This is a genomic window from Pirellulales bacterium (genome assembly GCA_036490175.1).
Taxonomy (GTDB): domain Bacteria; phylum Planctomycetota; class Planctomycetia; order Pirellulales; family JACPPG01; genus JACPPG01.
In genome coordinates this window covers 1-16,518 of record DASXEJ010000224.1, presented here as the reverse complement: position 1 = coordinate 16,518, position 16,518 = coordinate 1, and the positions used below count along the sequence as shown (strand labels likewise).

The 16,518-nt window shown below is 63.1% G+C and carries 9 protein-coding genes and 1 pseudogene; 7 read left to right on the top strand and 3 right to left on the bottom strand.

Translation table 11 applies throughout. From position 1 onward, the window contains the following. Positions 1-107: 107 nt before the first annotated feature. From VGG64_16200 to VGG64_16170, 7 genes are all read left to right on the top strand, one after another. Complete coding sequence (locus VGG64_16200; protein ID HEY1601145.1) at positions 108-1,337, top strand: class I SAM-dependent rRNA methyltransferase; 1,230 nt, start codon at positions 108-110, stop codon at positions 1,335-1,337. A 178-nt stretch (positions 1,338-1,515) separates the two neighbouring features. After that, positions 1,516-1,875, top strand: coding sequence for a 2Fe-2S iron-sulfur cluster-binding protein (locus tag VGG64_16195; GenBank protein HEY1601144.1), 360 nt, complete (start codon positions 1,516-1,518; stop codon positions 1,873-1,875). A 25-nt stretch (positions 1,876-1,900) separates the two neighbouring features. Beyond that, entirely contained in the window at positions 1,901-2,719 is an 819-nt protein-coding gene (locus VGG64_16190; protein ID HEY1601143.1) for an enoyl-CoA hydratase-related protein, read from the top strand. 146 nt (positions 2,720-2,865) lie between these two features. After that, positions 2,866-5,370, top strand: coding sequence for a PSD1 and planctomycete cytochrome C domain-containing protein (locus tag VGG64_16185; protein HEY1601142.1), 2,505 nt, complete (start codon positions 2,866-2,868; stop codon positions 5,368-5,370). 92 nt (positions 5,371-5,462) lie between these two features. Then, positions 5,463-6,854: a DUF1501 domain-containing protein gene (locus tag VGG64_16180; protein HEY1601141.1), complete on the top strand. Its 1,392-nt coding sequence runs from the start codon at positions 5,463-5,465 to the stop codon at positions 6,852-6,854. A gap of 113 nt (positions 6,855-6,967) precedes the next feature. After that, entirely contained in the window at positions 6,968-7,279 is a 312-nt protein-coding gene (locus VGG64_16175) for a hypothetical protein (protein HEY1601140.1), read from the top strand. 324 nt (positions 7,280-7,603) lie between these two features. Beyond that, a complete protein-coding gene (locus VGG64_16170) occupies positions 7,604-8,323 on the top strand; it encodes a hypothetical protein (GenBank protein ID HEY1601139.1) in 720 nt (239 codons plus the stop codon). Positions 8,324-8,341: 18 nt separating this feature from the next. Here the strand turns inward: VGG64_16170 and uvrA are convergent, their stop codons facing one another. The 3 genes and pseudogenes from uvrA to VGG64_16155 all read right to left on the bottom strand — a co-directional run bounded on the left by uvrA (position 8,342) and on the right by VGG64_16155 (position 16,518). Further along, complete coding sequence (gene uvrA, locus VGG64_16165; protein HEY1601138.1) at positions 8,342-15,466, bottom strand: excinuclease ABC subunit UvrA; 7,125 nt, start codon at positions 15,464-15,466, stop codon at positions 8,342-8,344. Positions 15,467-15,601: 135 nt separating this feature from the next. Next, positions 15,602-15,904, bottom strand: a complete 303-nt coding sequence (locus VGG64_16160) for a hypothetical protein (GenBank protein ID HEY1601137.1) — start codon at positions 15,902-15,904, stop codon at positions 15,602-15,604. A gap of 218 nt (positions 15,905-16,122) precedes the next feature. After that, positions 16,123-16,518 (bottom strand): annotated as a pseudogene (locus VGG64_16155) (hypothetical protein).

Below are 16,518 nucleotides of genomic sequence, written 5' to 3'. Positions count from 1 at the left end.
CGAGTGCGAAGTAACCCATATACCCGTGTTGCCGCCGCGGCGCCACAGGCAAGCGGGGTAGCGGCCCGTAACGCAATTTCGAAATTCCCAACCGTAGTCAGGATCCCATGGACATCGAGAGTTCGACCACCGAAAGCCGCCGCGGAATCGCCGAAGCGCAAGTCATTCTCAAGCCGCGCAAGGCGCGCCCCTTTTTCGGGCGGCATCCGTGGGTGCTGGACTCGGCCGTGGATCACGTCGATGGCCAGCCAGGCGATGGCGCCGTCGTGGACTTGATCGCGCACAACGGCAAGTTCGTCGCCCGCGGCATCTACAACTCGCAGAGCCGAATCCGCGTGCGACTCTACACTTGGTCGGCCGGCGATGCGCTCGACCAGGACTTTTGGCGCACCAAGATCGAACGGGCCGTCGACTTCCGCCGACGCTTGGGCTACGACCAGGTCGACGGCGCGGCGCGCCTGGTCTACAGCGAGGCCGACGGCCTGAGCGGCTTGATCGTCGATCGTTATGGTCAGCACCTGGTCATGCAGGTCACCTCGCTCGCCATGCAATCGCGGGTCGATGAAATTCTGCCCATCCTGGGCGAAATCAGCGGTGCCCGCGGCATCGTCGTGCGGGCCGACAAAACTTTGGCGCGATTGGAAGGCTTAGCGAAGGACGAGGAACGCACCTGGGGCGCCGTGCCCGACGGTCCGGTCTTCGTGACCGAACATGGTCTGCGCTACGGAGTCGAAATCGGTCTGGGCCAGAAGACGGGTTTCTATCTCGACCAGCGCGAAAACCGGCGTGCCGTGGCTGCCTACATGCGCGGCGCGCGGGTGCTCGATCTGTTCTGCTACACCGGCGGGTTCAGCCTGGCCGCGTCGCGGCTCGGAGATGCTGCCGAAGTATTGGGCATCGATTCGAGCGATAAGGCCGTGGCGCTGGCACGGGCCGGCGCCGAGTTGAACTCGGTCACAAACGCGCGCTTCGAGACCGCCGATGGCTTCGACGCGCTCGACTCCTTGGTTTCGGATCGCGAGCGATTCGACGTCGTGATTCTTGATCCGCCCAAATTCACCCGCACGCGACGTTCGGTCGAAGATGCGCTACGCGCGTATCATCGCATCAATCGCTTGGGCGCCTCGCTGTTGCCCCCGGGCGGAATCCTGGTGACGTGCAGTTGCTCGGGCAGCGTCACGCGCGAGGACTTCCTCTACATGCTGGCCGGCGTCTCGCAGCAGCTAGGGCGCGAGATCCAGGTGATCGAACAGCGCGGCGCCGCCCCAGATCATCCGATCAGCACCACCTGCCTGGAAACCGAATATTTGAAGTGCTTCGTGTGCCGCGTGCTGTAGGGGGTTTCCAATCCGTGGGCTGAGCGGAATAATGCCCCGCAGGCAAAGTAGCCGCCGGCACGAGCTCGCGCGTGGGAACAACTTCTTTCGCGCGAACGCTGCCGGCCTGCACATGTTGCTGACAATCAATCGAACTAACTGAATCAAACATCGTCCCCTCGCATAAGGAACTCATACAATGCCAAAACTATCGGTCGAAGGAGTGGGCGATTTCACCGTGCCCGAGGGCAAACGCCTGGTGCTGGCGCTTACCGATGAAGCTGGCGTCGATCAACTGCACGCCTGTGGCGGCAATGCGCGTTGCACGACTTGCCGCGTCGAGTTCGTCGCTGGCGAGCCCGACAAGATGACCGTGGCGGAAAAATCGGTTCTGGCCGCGCGTGGGCTGACCGGCGTCCGGCTGAGCTGCCAGATTCTGTGCGACCACGACATGACGGTCCGCGCGATCAGTCGCCTGGCCGGCAGTGGCCGCAAAGATGCCGGCACGCTACCCGCCGCAGATATCGCACCGCAGCCGGTCGAGTGGACGACCAAGTGATCATCGAGCCGCAGGAGCTTCGCCGATGACTGGGCTCGCAGCCTCTGCCGATGTGGTGACCACGGTTCATCCGGGCGAAGAGGGGGACATTCTCCAGATCACGATCAATCGCCCCGCGGTACACAATTGCGTCAACGGCGCCGCGGCGGCATTGCTGCTGGCTGCCTGGCGGCGCTTTCAGGACGACGATCGATTGCTCGTGGCTATATTGCACGGCGCCGGCGAGAAAGCCTTCTGTTCGGGCGCGGATCTCAAGGCGCTCGAATCGCTCACCTCGCTCGGCGAAGCGACGGCTAACTCGGGCGAGCTGCTGAAGCGCGGCACGGGGCCGATGGGGGGCTCGCGACTCGTTCAGGTGAAACCCGTGATCACCGTGGCGCAAGGCTATGCCTACGCCGGCGGCCTTGAGCTATTTTGTCACGGCCACATCCGCATCGCCGAACCGCAAGCCACATTCTCGGTCGCCTGCCGCCGCTGGGGCGTCCCGCTGGTCGACGGCGGCACGGTCTACTTGCCACGATTGCTGGGGCTGGGCAATGCCTTGCCGCTGATCATCACGGGCGAGCGCATCTCGGCCGCCCGCGCGCGAGAGATCGGCCTGGTGTGGGAGCTGGTGCCCGAAGGGGGCGGTCTGGCTCGCGCGCTCGACATGGCCGCGCAAATCTGTCAGCAGCCGCGCGATGCGCTGCTGGCCGATCTGTCGAGCGCATTCACCGGGCTGCACCTGCCGCTGGAAGAAGCGCTCGAAGAAGAAGCCGCCAACATGTACCCGGTAATGCGCAGCGAAAGCACCGCCCGCGGCTTGGCCCGCTTCGCCCGCGGCGAGCGATTTTGGTTCAAATGACCGACGCCCGCCAAAAGCGTGCATGCCACCCGGGCGGCGGGTAAACTAACGGCCATGCCCTGCCTGCCGTACCCTGGGGGTCCGGCCCTGCTTCGGAAGCCCGTGTGTACGGCCCGAGGTCTCCTACACCCCGCCGGACGATTCGAATGCCCCGTCCGATCTTGTTAGCGCTGGTGATTGCATTGAGCCTGTCGGCTCGCCTCGCGCTCGCGCGGCAGGACGAAGGGGAAGCGTTTTTCGAAAGCAACGTCCGCCCGCTACTGGTGGCCCACTGCGCCAAGTGTCACGGCGTCGACAAACAATCGAGCGGGCTGCGCGTCGACTCGCGGGATGCGCTGATCGCAGGCGGTGAGCGCGGGCCAGCCATCGTTCCGGGTGATCCCGAGCGCAGCTTATTGGTCACGGCGATGCGCCACAGCGACGACCTGGTGATGCCTCCTGACGAACGACTGCCCGAGCGCAACGTGGCCGATCTTGTGGCCTGGATTCGCGCAGGCGCGGTGTGGCCCGCGCGTGCCGCCACGGCTGATGCCTTTGCCGCGGCACGTCATTGGGCGTTTCAGTCGGTCGCGCACGTTACGCCGCCAGAAGACCCGTCGGGCTGGTCACTGACGCCGATCGATCGGTTCGTAATGGCCGGCTTGCGCGATGCTGGGCTGGAACCGGCGCCGGCCGCTTCGAAACAAGCATTGCTGCGGCGCGTGTACTTCGACCTGGTCGGATTGCCCCCCACGCCCGACGAGCTGGCCCAGTTTCTGGCCGATGACTCGCCCGACGCGTTTGCTCGAGTGGTGGACCGGCTGTTGGCGTCGCCTCGATATGGTGAACGGTGGGGCCGGCACTGGATGGACGTCGTACGTTACGCCGATACGGCCGGCGACAACGCGGATTATCCCGTGCCCGAGGTACACCTGTATCGCGATTACATCATCGCGGCCTTCAACAACGACAAACCGTACGATCAGTTCGTGCGCGAGCAACTGGCGGGTGACATCCTGGCCGCCGCCGCGCCGATCGATCGTTATGCCGAGCAAGTCATCGCCACCGGCTTTGTGGCCCTCACGCGCCGTTACGGAACCATGCCGAAGGAATTGTGGCATCTGACGATCGAGGACACGATCGACACCCTGGGGCAAGCCTTCTTGGGGTTATCGTTACGCTGTGCGCGCTGCCACGATCACAAATTCGACCCCGTGACCAGTGAAGATTACTACGCGCTGTACGGCATCTTCGACAGCACGCGCTATCCTTATGCCGGCTCGGAAGAATACCAGTCGAAAGAGTTGAACCGCACCGGGTTTGTCCCGCTGGTGCCGGCTGCCGCGGTGGCCCCCAACGTCGAGGCTCACGCCCGGCATATCGCACAGTTGCGGACCGTGGTCGAGCAAGCCGAGCAGAACGAGCCGCTGACCAAGAAGCTCGAAGAGATCAAGACGCGTCTCGAAACAATTACAAAACAACTGAGCGAATTGCCCAGCCACAATCCGGCCACGGCCGACCTACAGCAAGAGCTCGCAGGCCTGGAAAAAGAGAAAAAAGAAGCCAAGCGTGAGCTCGACTCCAAGCTGAAGACAGCCCGCGCCAACTTGCGCGATGCGCAGCGCAGCGGGCTTCCTCCGAACGTGCCGGGCGCGTATGCCGTCAGCGATGGAGAACCGCACGACGTGCCACTGCAACATCATGGCGAGCCAGGCGAACCGGGCTCGGTGGTGCCGCGCAACGCGCCACGATTCCTCCGCGGCGAAGAGGATTTGGCGATTCCCGCCGGCGCGAGCGGCCGCGAGCAACTGGCCAACTGGCTCGTTGGCCCACGGAATCCGCTGCTGGCCCGCGTGATGGTCAATCGCATCTGGCAGCAACATTTTGGTAAAGGGATCGTGGCCACGCCTTCGAACTTCGGCACCCGCGGCGCCGCGCCCACCCATCCGGCGCTGCTCGATTGGCTGGCTCACGAGTTCGTCGCCAGTGGCTGGTCGATCAAGTCACTGCACCGCGCCATCCTGTCTTCGCGCACGTATCAGATGTCGTCCACAGCCAATCCGGCCGCGCTATCGATCGATCCGGAGAACCGATTGTATTGGCGTCACGATCGTCGGCGACTGGACGCCGAAGCGCTGCGCGACGCGCTGCTGTCGATTGCCGGTACGCTGGAATTGGATCCGCCCGCGGCGCATCCTTTTCCGCCCTTGAACGAGTGGCACTGGACGCAACATAGCCCGTTCAAAACCATCATTCCCTCGAACAAACGGAGCGTCTATCTGATGACGCAACGTCTGCAGCGGCATCCGTATCTGATGCTGTTCGACGGGCCCGACACGAATTACTCGACCGGTGCGCGGACCGAGGCCACGGTGCCCTTGCAGGCGCTGTTCTTCCTCAACAACCCGCTGCTGGCGGATCAGGCTCGCGGATTCGCCACGCGAATTATGGTCGCCAGTTCGGACCCGCAGGTACGCGTGCAAACGGCCACACAGTGGGCCTGGGCGCGCACGGCTGAAATCGCTGAAACAGAGCGAGCGCTGGCATATCTCGAGGCCGTACGACAGGAACTGACTAACACCGGCTGCACGTCCGACGAAATCGAACTCGCCACCTGGACGAGCTACGCCAGAGTGCTGCTGTCCGCGAACGAGTTTTTGTATGTGGATTGAACGCGTCATGCATCCGCCGATGACACAGTGCCCATTGAAAGCATTTGGGTATCTGTGACTGCGACTTGTTTTTAAACCGAGCCAACACGGATATGCACAGCCCAAGTAGACAACCGCACGCAATTGATCGACGAGCCTTTCTTGCCCGTGCCTCGGCCGGCGCCTTGGCCGCGGGCGGCGGTGTCGGATTGCATGCGCGGTTGGCTCTGGCGGCGCAGCTTGGCGCGGGGCATCCGCTTGCGCCGCGGCAAGGTCATTTCCCCCCCAAGGCCGAACGGCTGATCGTTGTCTTTCTGACCGGCGGCTATTCCCAGGTCGATACGTTCGATCCCAAGTCGCGGCTCACGGACGATCATGGTAAGCCTTACAACGGTGGGTTCTTGCTCGGCTCGCCGTTCAAGTTTCAGCCGGCCGGTCGGTCGGGCCTGATGCTCAGCGAGTTGTTTCCGAACCTGGCCGGGGTGGCCGACGAGCTGTGCGTGCTGCGGTCGCTGCATACCGATATCGTTGAGCACTTTCAGGCGACTCTGGCCATGCACACCGGCTCGGCCACGGTGCCGATGCCCAGCCTGGGGGCGTGGGTCAGCTATGCGTTGGGAACGCACAACGCGAACATGCCCTCGTACATGGTGCTGGCCGAACATCTGCCGTATGCCGGTGCGCAAGTCTGGGACAACAGCTTCTTGCCGCCGCATTATCAAGGTGTGCGGATCACGCCCGGCGACGATCCAATTCCCGATCTGCGCTCGACGGCCCGCAGCCTGCGGCTGGCCGAGCTCGAGCAATTGATGTTGCGCGATGTCAACGATCGGCACTCGACCGCGCGGGCCGAGGATGCGAATCTGATGGCCCGCTCCAGCAGCTTCGACGTGGCCCGCGGCATGATGCGTGAAGCTCCCGAAGCGTTCGACGTGGTCCGCGAAAGCGCGGCGACCTTGGCCGAGTACGGTGTTGCCGATGGGGATCGCAAATCGTTCGCCTGGCAATGCCTGGCCGCACGGCGACTGGTCGAGCGCGGCGTACGCGTGGTAGAGCTGATCGATACCGGCTCGCACGACAACTGGGACGCCCACGGCGATATGCAGCAGCATCGTGGCAAGGCGCAGCGCGTTGACCGGGCCCTGGCCGCGCTGATCGGCGATTTGAAACGTCGCGGTCTGTTGGAGTCGACACTGATCGTCGGCTGCACCGAGTTCGGCCGTACGCCCTGGGCCGCCAAGCCGGAAGAGAAGGGGCGCAATCATCACGCCGAAGCGTTCAGCTGTTTCCTGGCAGGCGCCGGAGTGCGCGGCGGCATGACCTATGGCGCCACCGACGAGTATGGTGGCAAGATCGTCGCCGACCCGGTCCACGTTCACGATTACCACGCCACGATCCTGCACCTGTTGGGCCTGGACCACACACGGCTGACCTACCGCTACGCCGGCCGCGACTTCCGCCTGACCGACGTAGCCGGGACGGTGCTGCGGCCGATTCTGACGTAGCGGAGCAGGTCCGTTCGTTCGCTAACATATCTTTGGCACTGGCCCAGGGCTGCGATACATTGAGGGGATGGCGTCCCTTCATATTGTCATCCCTTCATTCTTGGGAGGCTGCCATGTTGTATCGACAAGGCGACATCTTCATCGAGAGCGTTCCATCCATTCCGCCCGGTGCCGCCAAACAGCCCGACCTTGTGCTGGCCGAAGGCGAAGCAACGGGTCATCGCCACCGAGTCGATGATTCGTGTTGTTCGGCCGATCTTTTCGCGCATCAGGGCCAGCTTTATCTCAGCGTGCTGACAGACGAGGCGATGGTAATCCACGACGAGCACGACACCATCGTGCTCACGCGCGGTAAATATCGCATCTGGCGGCAGCGCGAATACGACCCAAACGTGCGGAAAATGCGGCGCGTGGTTTTTGACTAAACATTAGAGACCATCGCCGTGCTCCGCTGGCTGAGGCGCCTCACGCACTGGACGCCCGACGCTGCCCGCACGCGCATTCGCGCAGGAAATGCCCCTGCACGAATGCGCGTTGACGGGCCATTGAATCTTGCGCGCTCGACGTTGTTGCGTTCACTACCCTATGGCCTTTGCGCGCGGACGATCGATGTCACCGACTGCCCAAACCTGTTTGCTTTTCCTGGGCATTTGGCGTGTGAGGAGCTCCTGCTCGACAGAACGAACGTGGCCGGCTTACCGTTTAACCTGAGTGTTTCGAGGCTCATCAGAGCGCGCGATTGCCGACAATTGCATTTCGTCCCGCCGATTACCGTCGAGCGACTCGATTTGGCCGGATGCGTTTCGCTCGAGCAGTTGTCCGACGGGCTCACGTGCCAAGAACTCATTCTGCGTGGCTGTGTCCGGCTGACGAAGCTGCCCGCCATGGCGGCTTTGCACGTGAGGCATTTAGACCTCAGCGACTGCTCAAGTCTCGCGGAACTTCCTGAGGCCTTCGGACAATTGGAATCTTTGAATCTTAACGGCTGTAGTAGAATCGCAGCGCTGCCCGATGGGTTGCGTATCCGCTCGTGGATTGATGTTGCCGGCACATCCTTGCGATCTCTTCCTTGGTCACTGCGGTCGACCAGCATTCGGTGGCGCGGCACGACGGTTTCAGATCGAATCGCCTTCGGCGATCGAGACGACTTTTCGATTGACGAAATACTTGGTGAGCCCAATCTTACGTACCGCAGTGTCCTCATAGAACGCGTGGGGATGGAGTGGCTTGTCGATCATGCGCGCGCCACGACTTTCGATTGCGATCGCGATCGGGGCGGAGAAAGGCGGCTATTGCAGATCTGCTTCGACGCCGGAGAGGACATCGTGTGCGTGGTTGTTCGTTGTCCCTCGACCGGTAGTCGCTACGTGTTGCGCGTGCCGCCGTACATGCGCAGCTGCGCTCAGGCAGTGGCCTGGACGGCCGGGTTCACGGATCCGGATTCCTACAGGCCGGAAATCGAGACATAGGATCACGTCGCACCGAACCTACGTAACAGATTTCTGCAACGACCGCTTCATCTTTTCACTCGCCGCGGCGTAGTGTTCGCGGAGGAATTCCGCAAACTCGGCGGTCGTGATTTCGCTCGAGTCGATGAAACGCATCTTGACCAGGTCCTTGTCGGGCCGGTCGGTTTGCATCTCGGGATTGCTCGCCAGCCCGGCGATGCGGCCCAGGGCAAAGCGTCCCTTGGGTCCCGCCAGCGAGAGATCGATGCCGGCCTGCCGCTTGGTATGGATCGTGGCCCACGGTTCGCCCCCGCCGGGCGGACAGACGTGTACCACTTGCTGGTTGTTCCACAAAAACTGCCCCCCTTCGGCGGTTTCCGAAAGCAACTCGCACAGCTCTTCCAGCACTTCCACTTCCCAGTCGATCCGTTTGCCCGGCGGAAATCCTTTCCGCGACAGGTGCCATTTCTGGCCCAGCACTTTCCAAGGCATTATGTCCTCGGGCCGCTGCTCGGCGCGCTCGGCGAATTTCTGAAAACCGGCCACGGCCTCTTCCAGGAACGTCCAAAACTCGGGCCGGTCGATCTCGCGCAACCAGTGCACGCGCAACTGCACTTCCTGCCAGGGGCCGCGCAGGTTCTTGCACTTCACGCGCGGCTCCGAGCCGTACACGGGCAGCTCGTGAATCTCGTTGAGCGGTTTCAGATCCAGCCGTTCGACCAGGTTCTCGCGCTGGAACGATTTTTTGGCCACGCGGAATTTCAATTGCAGCAGCCATTCTTCGCCCGTCACCGCATGCAAAAACCAGCCGTCACTTTTCTTTTCGCCCGTGATCTCGACTACGGTGCGGCTGTTCCAGTTCGTCGGCGCGAAGTGCCCCAGCTCTTGCACGCGATCGATCACGCGGGCCAGGATCTGCCCCTCCCACCGGCAGGGCTGCCCGGATCTTCCCACACGATCGCGGGTGTGCCAGCCGCGGCCGTCTCCCTGCCAGGGCATATTCGTCTCGCGCCCCACGTCGCTGATATCTAGATCCTCTTCGCGGCGCGCTTCTTGCGCTGCAAAGTCGTACAGCTTGCGCACCACGTGCGGCCCGGCGGCCAGCACCGGAGCGAGCATCTCGCCCGTGTGCGATCGCAACAGATTCTCAGGCGCGGCGCTCTTTTTGGCGCGTGGGGACGGTTTGTCTGTACTCGCTTTGGCACGCGCCTTCTTCGCGCTGCGCGGCGCCGCGGCTTGCGCGTGGGCGGCCACTTGCTCGGGCGGGCCGGCCACCACGACTTGCCCGCCTCCTTCGCCGGCCTCGGGCCCCATGTCGATGATCCAGTCGGCCGTCTTGATCACATCCAAATTGTGCTCGATCACCACCACGGTGTTGCCAAGGTCGACCAGCCGATTGAGCACGTCGAGCAACCGGGCCAGATCGTCGAAGTGCAAACCGGTCGTCGGCTCGTCCAGCAGATACAACGTTTGCCCTGTATCAGGCCGGGCGAGCTCGGCAGCCAGCTTGACGCGCTGCGCTTCGCCGCCGGACAGCGTGGGGGCCGATTGCCCAAGCCGCAGATAATCCAACCCCACGTCGCATAGCGTTTCCAGCACGCGGCGAATCTTGGGGATGTTGCGGAACAGTTTCAACGCCCGGCCGCAGGGCATATCCAGCACATCCGAAATCGAATGTCCATGAAACAGCACGCCCAGCGTTTCGGGGTTGTAACGGCGCCCGCGGCATTCGTCGCACTCGACCCACACGTCGGGCAGAAAGTGCATTTCGATGCGCAGTTGTCCGTTGCCTTCGCACTTCTCGCAGCGCCCTCCGGGCACATTGAAACTGAATCGCCGTGGCGTATAGCCGCGCAGCTTGGCGTCGGGCAGTTCGGAATAGAGCGTGCGGATCAGTTCGAACACGCCGGTATAAGTGGCCGGGTTCGAGGTGGGCGTATTACCCAGCGGCTGCTGATCGACGCGGATCACCTTGTTGATCAACTCGACGCCGCGAATCGCGTCGTGCGCCGCGGCCAGGCCTGTGGCGCGATGCAGGGTCCGCGCGAGCGCGTTGTACAACACGTCTTCGACGAGCGAGCTTTTGCCCGAGCCGCTGACGCCGGTCACCACCGTCAGCGCGCCAAGCGGAATGCGGACGTCGACGCTGCGCAGATTGTTATGCCGCGCGCCGATGACTTCCAGCCAGCCGTTGGCCGGCGCCACCCACTCGGGCGCCGCGGCGGTTTTGGCAGCGGACGCCTTGGCGGTTTTCGGTTTGGCCTTTGTGCCGGCTTTGGCGCCGCGCGGCGCAGGGGGCGCGGCCATTACGCGGCGATTGGTCGGCACGGCGATCGCCTTGCCGCCGGAAAGGTACGGACCCGTGACAGAGCCCTCAGTCTGCGACACCAACTGCGGCGCGCCGCGCGCCACGATGCGACCTCCGTGCTCGCCGGCCGCGGGGCCGAAATCGAGCAGATAATCGGCGTTGGCGATCACTTCGCGATCGTGCTCGACCATCAACAGCGTATTGCCCAAGTCGCGCAGGCGAATGAGCGCGCTGAGCAGGCGCAGATTATCGCGCGGGTGCAGCCCGATCGTCGGTTCGTCGAGCACGTACAGCACGCCGGTCAGCCCGCTGCCGACCTGGCTGGCCAGCCGGATGCGCTGTGCTTCGCCGCCCGAGAGGGTCGGGGCCGCGCGGTTCAGCGTAAGATATTCCAGCCCCACGTCGACCAGAAATTGCAGACGATTGCGCACTTCGCGCACCAACTCACCAGCGATCTTGCGCTCGGCCGCGGTCGGCTTCCAACTGACGAATTGGGCCAGCAAATCTCCCAGCGGCTTGCGGCACACATCGTCGATCGTTTCGCCGTGCAGCCGCACGGCCGAAGCATCGTCGCGCAGCCGGCTACCGGCGCACGTCGAGCACTCCACTTCGTCGACCAGATGATCCAGCTTGCCGCGCAGGCCGCTCGACAGGCGTGACGCCTCCTCCAGGGCGGGATAAAGCCCCTTGTACTGGAAACGAAACAGCGGACCGCTCGACTTTTTGGCTCCATGGGCCGTGACGTCGATCCATGCTTCGCCCGCGCCGTGCAGCACCACGCGGCGATGCCGGGCCGTGAGCTGCTCGAAAGGAACATCCAGCGGCACGCCGGTGTTCTGCGACAGCGCGGCCAGCATCAATTGGAACAGCTTGTTTTCGATTCCCGGCCACAGGGCGACGGCCCCTTCCTTCAGCGTCAGCTTCGGATCGCGCAACAGGGCCGACGTATTGGCGCCGGTTTGCGTGCCGAGGCCCTCGCAGGCCGTACACCATCCCAGCGAGCTATTGAACGAGAAGCTGTGCGGCGTCAGCGCCTCGAAGCTGCGGCCGCAACGATCGCAGGCAAAATGCTGACTGAAGATCTCGGTCCGCCAGCGCGCCTCGGGCACATCGTCCACAGGGTACACGACATGCAGCACGCCGCGCCCCAGCGACAGGGCGCTCTCGATGCTGTCGGCCACGCGCGAACGGGCCTCGGGCCGGATCGTCGCCCGATCGATAATCACTTCCACCGTGTGCTTGCGGCGGCGATCGATCTCGGGGGGCTGATCCACCTGGTAGGTCTGCCCGTCGACGCGCATGCGCGGATAGCCGGCTGCGCGGATCTCTTCCCACAGCGACTCGTACTTGTCGCCGACGTGAATCTCTAGCGGGGCCATCAGGTACAACCGCGTGCCGGCCGGCTGCTGCATGACCTTCTCGATAATCTCGTCCGAGGTCTGCGTACCGATCGGGATTTCGCAATCGGGACAATGCGATTTGCCCAGCCTTGCGAACAGGATCCGCAGAAAATCGTAAATCTCGGTCACCGTCCCCACGGTCGAACGGGGTGTGTGGCCCAGGTGCTTTTGCTCGATGGCAATCGCCGGCGATAGCCCCTCGATATGCTCCAGTTGCGGCTTCTGCATCTGGCCGACGAACTGGCGGGCGTACGAGCTGAGACTTTCGACATAGCGCCGTTGCCCCTCGGCATAGATCGTGTCCATGGCCAACGAGCTTTTGCCCGAGCCGCTGGGTCCGCAGCAGACTGTCATGGCGTCGCGTGGGATTTCCACGTCGACGTCGCGTAGATTGTGCTGCCGCGCGCCGCGCACCTTAATACTGGTGGCCGACTCGACCGCAGGGCGGATGGGGCGCGACGAGATTTGGTTCTTGGCCGGCTGGCTGTCGCGCGCGAGGATCGGCGCGAGCGACCGGCCGGTGTGCGATGCCGGCGTATTGGCGACATCCTCGGGCGTGCCGGCCACGATCACCTGGCCACCGCCGGAGCCCCCTTCGGGCCCCATGTCGATGACCCAGTCGGCCGTCTTGATCACGTCCAGATTGTGTTCGACCACCAGCACGGTGTTGCCCGCGTCGGCAAAATCTTGCAGCACCTTCAACAACATATGAATGTCGGCAAAGTGCAACCCGGTTGTCGGCTCGTCGAGCAGATAAAGCGTGCGGCCGGTGCTCTTCTTCACCAGCTCGCGGGCCAGCTTGATGCGCTGCGCCTCGCCACCCGAGAGCGTGGGCGAAGGCTGCCCCAGCTTCAGATAATCGAGCCCCACGTCGTGCAACGTTTGCAGTTTGTGGCTGACCGCAGGAATGTTCTCGAAGTGTGTCAGCGCCTGCTGCACGTCCATCTCCAATACTTCGGAGATCGACTTTCCCTTGAAGCGAATCTGCAACGTCTCGCGATTGAAGCGGTGTCCCTGGCAGACCGGGCAAGTGACCCACACATCGGCCAGGAAATCCATTTCGAGCCGGTTCGAGCCGTTTCCTTCGCAGGCTTCGCAACGTCCCCCTTCGACATTGAAGCTGAAGCGTCCTTCCTTGTAGCCGCGCGTCTTGGCCTCGTGCAGTTGCGCGTACAGCTTGCGAATGTCGTCGAACACCTTGATGTACGTGGCCGGGTTCGAGCGCGGAGTGCGGCCGATGGGCGACTGATCGATGGCGATCAGCTTGTCGAGTTGATCCAAGCCTTCGATCGCCCGGTGCTTGCCTGGTTGCCCTTCGCCGCCGTTGAGATCGCGGCGCAAGGCCTCGACCAAGATGTCGCTCACCAGCGAGCTCTTGCCCGACCCCGATACGCCGGTGACGCACACCAGCGTGCCGAGGGGAATTTCAACGTCGACGTCTTTCAGGTTGTTATGCGCAGCGCCCAGAATCTTCAGCCAATGCTTGCCGGGAGGCCGGCGCTGAGCGGGGATCTCGATCCGCAGGGTGCCGGCCAGGTATTGCCCGGTCAGGCTGCGCGGCTCGGCGGCGATTGTTTCGGGCGCGCCGATGGCCACCACTTCGCCGCCGCGCACGCCGGGGCCAGGGCCGAAATCAATGATCGTGTCCGCGGCCCGCATCGTGTCTTCGTCGTGCTCGACCACAACCACGGTGTTGCCGAGATCGCGCAACTGGGCCAGCGTGCCCAGCAGCCGATCGTTATCGCGCGGGTGCAATCCGATCGAGGGCTCGTCCAGGATGTACAGCACGCCCACCAGCCCGCAACCGATCTGCCCGGCCAGGCGAATGCGCTGCGACTCTCCGCCCGATAGCGTGGGGGCGGTGCGGGCCAGGGTCAGATAGTCGAGCCCCACGTTGAGCAAGAAGCCCAGCCGCCCGCGAATTTCTTTCAGCACCTCGGCCGCGATGAATTGCCGCGTGTCATCCAGTTCGAGCTCGCTGAAGAAGTCGGTCGCCTCGGCGATCGACAGCGCGCAGACCTCGTTCAAGGATCGTTGAGGCTGCTCGGCAAAGCGCGGATGCCGCGACCCCAACGTCACCATGCGGGCCTGCTCGTTCAGGCGTACGCCGCCGCAGGCCACGCAGCCCACCACGCGCATGTACTTTTCCAGTTGGCGGCGCTGCATGCCGCTCTGGCTGTTGCGGTATTTGGAGAGCAGCTCGGGAATGATGCCCGCGAACTTGCCGCCGTACTTGTGGGTGCCGCTGCCATGTCGCCACGAGAACGTGATGTGCAGGTCGCCCGTACCCCACAACAATTGCTTGGCGAGCGGCGGGTCGAGCTGGTCCCAGGGCGTGTCGAGAATCTGACCCGCCTCGAGCCCCAACTGATGTTCGAGCGTTTCGGCCACCCCTTGAAAGATATGCCGGCGCCAGCGACCCAGATCTCGCCAGGGGCCAATCAGCTCGATCGCCCCCTGCTTGAATGATTTGCTGCGATCCGGAATCAAACTATCGGGATCGAACGTGTACACCTCGCCCAGACCATCGCACGACAGGCACATCCCTTGCGGGCTGTTGAAGCTGAACAGTTGCGGGCTCGGCGGCTCGAAGCTCAGGCCGCAATGCGTGCAGGCATAATGGGCCGACAGATATATGTCGTCACTTTGGCTGGCTGGCAGCCCCTCGCGTGCCTTCGACTTGCGCCCGCTGGTGCGCGCCACCCCCTCGGCCGGTGCGCTGCTACTCCCCTCGGCCGGATCGATCGCCACCACCAGGTTTCCCTGACCCAGCTTGAGTGCCAGCTCGACCGCTTCGGCCAGCCGGCCGCGCCCCTCGGTCGAAGCCACCAGCCGGTCGATTACGACTTCGATGTTGTGCCGCATCTGGCGATCGAGCCGCAGATCGTCAGACAGCGGCACCACCCGGCCATCGACGCGGGCCCGCACAAATCCCTGCTTGATCAGGTCGACAAACAGGTCCCGATATTCCCCCTTCTGCCCACGGATCAGCGGAGCCAGGATCGAGAATCGCGTCCCTTTTTCGAGCGCGCCGACACGACCCAAAATCTGCTCGCGTGTCTGGGCCGTGATCGGCCGGGCACATTTGGGGCAATGTCCTAGCCCAGTGCGGGCGTACAGCACGCGCAGGTAGTCGTAGATTTCGGTGATGGTCCCCACGGTCGAGCGCGGGTTCTGGCCGGACGATTTCTGCGAGATCGAAATCGACGGGCTCAGGCCGGAAATGAACTCGACGTCGGGCTTGGGCATCTGCCCGAGAAATTGCCGGGCGAAGCTCGACAGGCTCTCGATGTAACGGCGTTGCCCTTCGGCATAGAGCGTGTCGAAGGCCAGCGAGCTTTTGCCGGAGCCGCTGACGCCGGTCAGACAGATCAGACGATTGCGCGGCAGGACCAGGTCCACCGAGCGGAGATTATGCTCGCGGGCCCCCTTAATGACGATATCGGAAGCGGCCATGCAACACTTTGGCAGGGACTGATGGCAATCCGTTGACACCGCCAGCAGCGGTGGAGCGCATGCCGTAGCGCAGGACCCTGGATTGTAGGGGACGGACGTACACGCGGGCAAGGAGGGGGATCCGGAGGTAGTGTCTTAACGTTGTGGTGCTGGCCGGTCCTCGCGAGGAACGACGCCTGCGCCGGATGGCGTTGCTTTGAAAGCCCCGTCTTCATTCGCAATCCAAAGGGTTGGTCCGTCGGTGCCCGGTGATCCAGTACCGGGTTCGCGGAACCAAAGAAGTGCAGCCGCATAGTCAAGTCGATTGAGGCTGATGCCGGTGTCTCCGTCAATCGATATACGATTTCCACGATCCTCGACAAAAATCCTCTTCGCTGAAATCGTTTCGACTTTGATATCCTTAGGAATCGGCCAAAGCGAACCGAATGCCGCGCCCACAAGTGCTCCCACAAATGCCGGAACGATTACATTGCGCATGACCTTCCCTTTCTTTGCTATCCCAGAACCGCATCAAATAGCTCGTCGAAGCTCCAAACGTGTCCGGCCAGTCCCGCCATCATACACGCCGTAGGCCGCTTCTGACCGCTCTTGCCCGGCTTGCGGGTTTGCCAGCAGTAGTTGTAGTAGGCGGCGAACATGGCGAACGCGGCTTCCAGATTGCGGAGCTTCTTTGAGAAGCACAGCGTCAGCCGATTCAGGCGCTTTAAGAATACCCGCTGGGTGCCGTTCAACCTTTCGACGTGGCTGGTCGTTATCGTGCGTTCCTGTCGGCGCCCTATGCCCCTAATGCCGGTCCGCTTCGTGCCAACCATTTCGCTCGGAGTGTAGATCATGTGCGCGTTGCGGTATTCCTTGACTATCGTGCCGTAGCGAACGTAGGGACCGAACGCCAAGTCCACAGCCTCAGGATATGCCTGAAACCCGTCCGTGCTGATCTGTACGACCGGCTGATAGCCTTCGACCTTGAAGGCGTGCGCGTCGCTGGCATGCGGCTTGGGCATGTTCAAGCGGCTGGCAACGTCCATCATAAAACGGCGTGCATTGTCGGCCGA

Excerpts from the sequence above, each read along its gene's own strand:
- VGG64_16200 (HEY1601145.1), top strand. The coding sequence starts at position 108 with ATGGACATCGAGAGTTCGACCACCGAAAGCCGCCGCGGAATCGCCGAA.
- VGG64_16195 (HEY1601144.1), top strand. The coding sequence starts at position 1,516 with ATGCCAAAACTATCGGTCGAAGGAGTGGGCGATTTCACCGTGCCCGAG.
- VGG64_16190 (HEY1601143.1), top strand. The coding sequence starts at position 1,901 with ATGACTGGGCTCGCAGCCTCTGCCGATGTGGTGACCACGGTTCATCCG.
- VGG64_16185 (HEY1601142.1), top strand. The coding sequence starts at position 2,866 with ATGCCCCGTCCGATCTTGTTAGCGCTGGTGATTGCATTGAGCCTGTCG.
- VGG64_16180 (HEY1601141.1), top strand. The coding sequence starts at position 5,463 with ATGCACAGCCCAAGTAGACAACCGCACGCAATTGATCGACGAGCCTTT.
- VGG64_16175 (HEY1601140.1), top strand. The coding sequence starts at position 6,968 with ATGTTGTATCGACAAGGCGACATCTTCATCGAGAGCGTTCCATCCATT.
- uvrA (HEY1601138.1), bottom strand. The coding sequence starts at position 15,466 with ATGGCCGCTTCCGATATCGTCATTAAGGGGGCCCGCGAGCATAATCTC.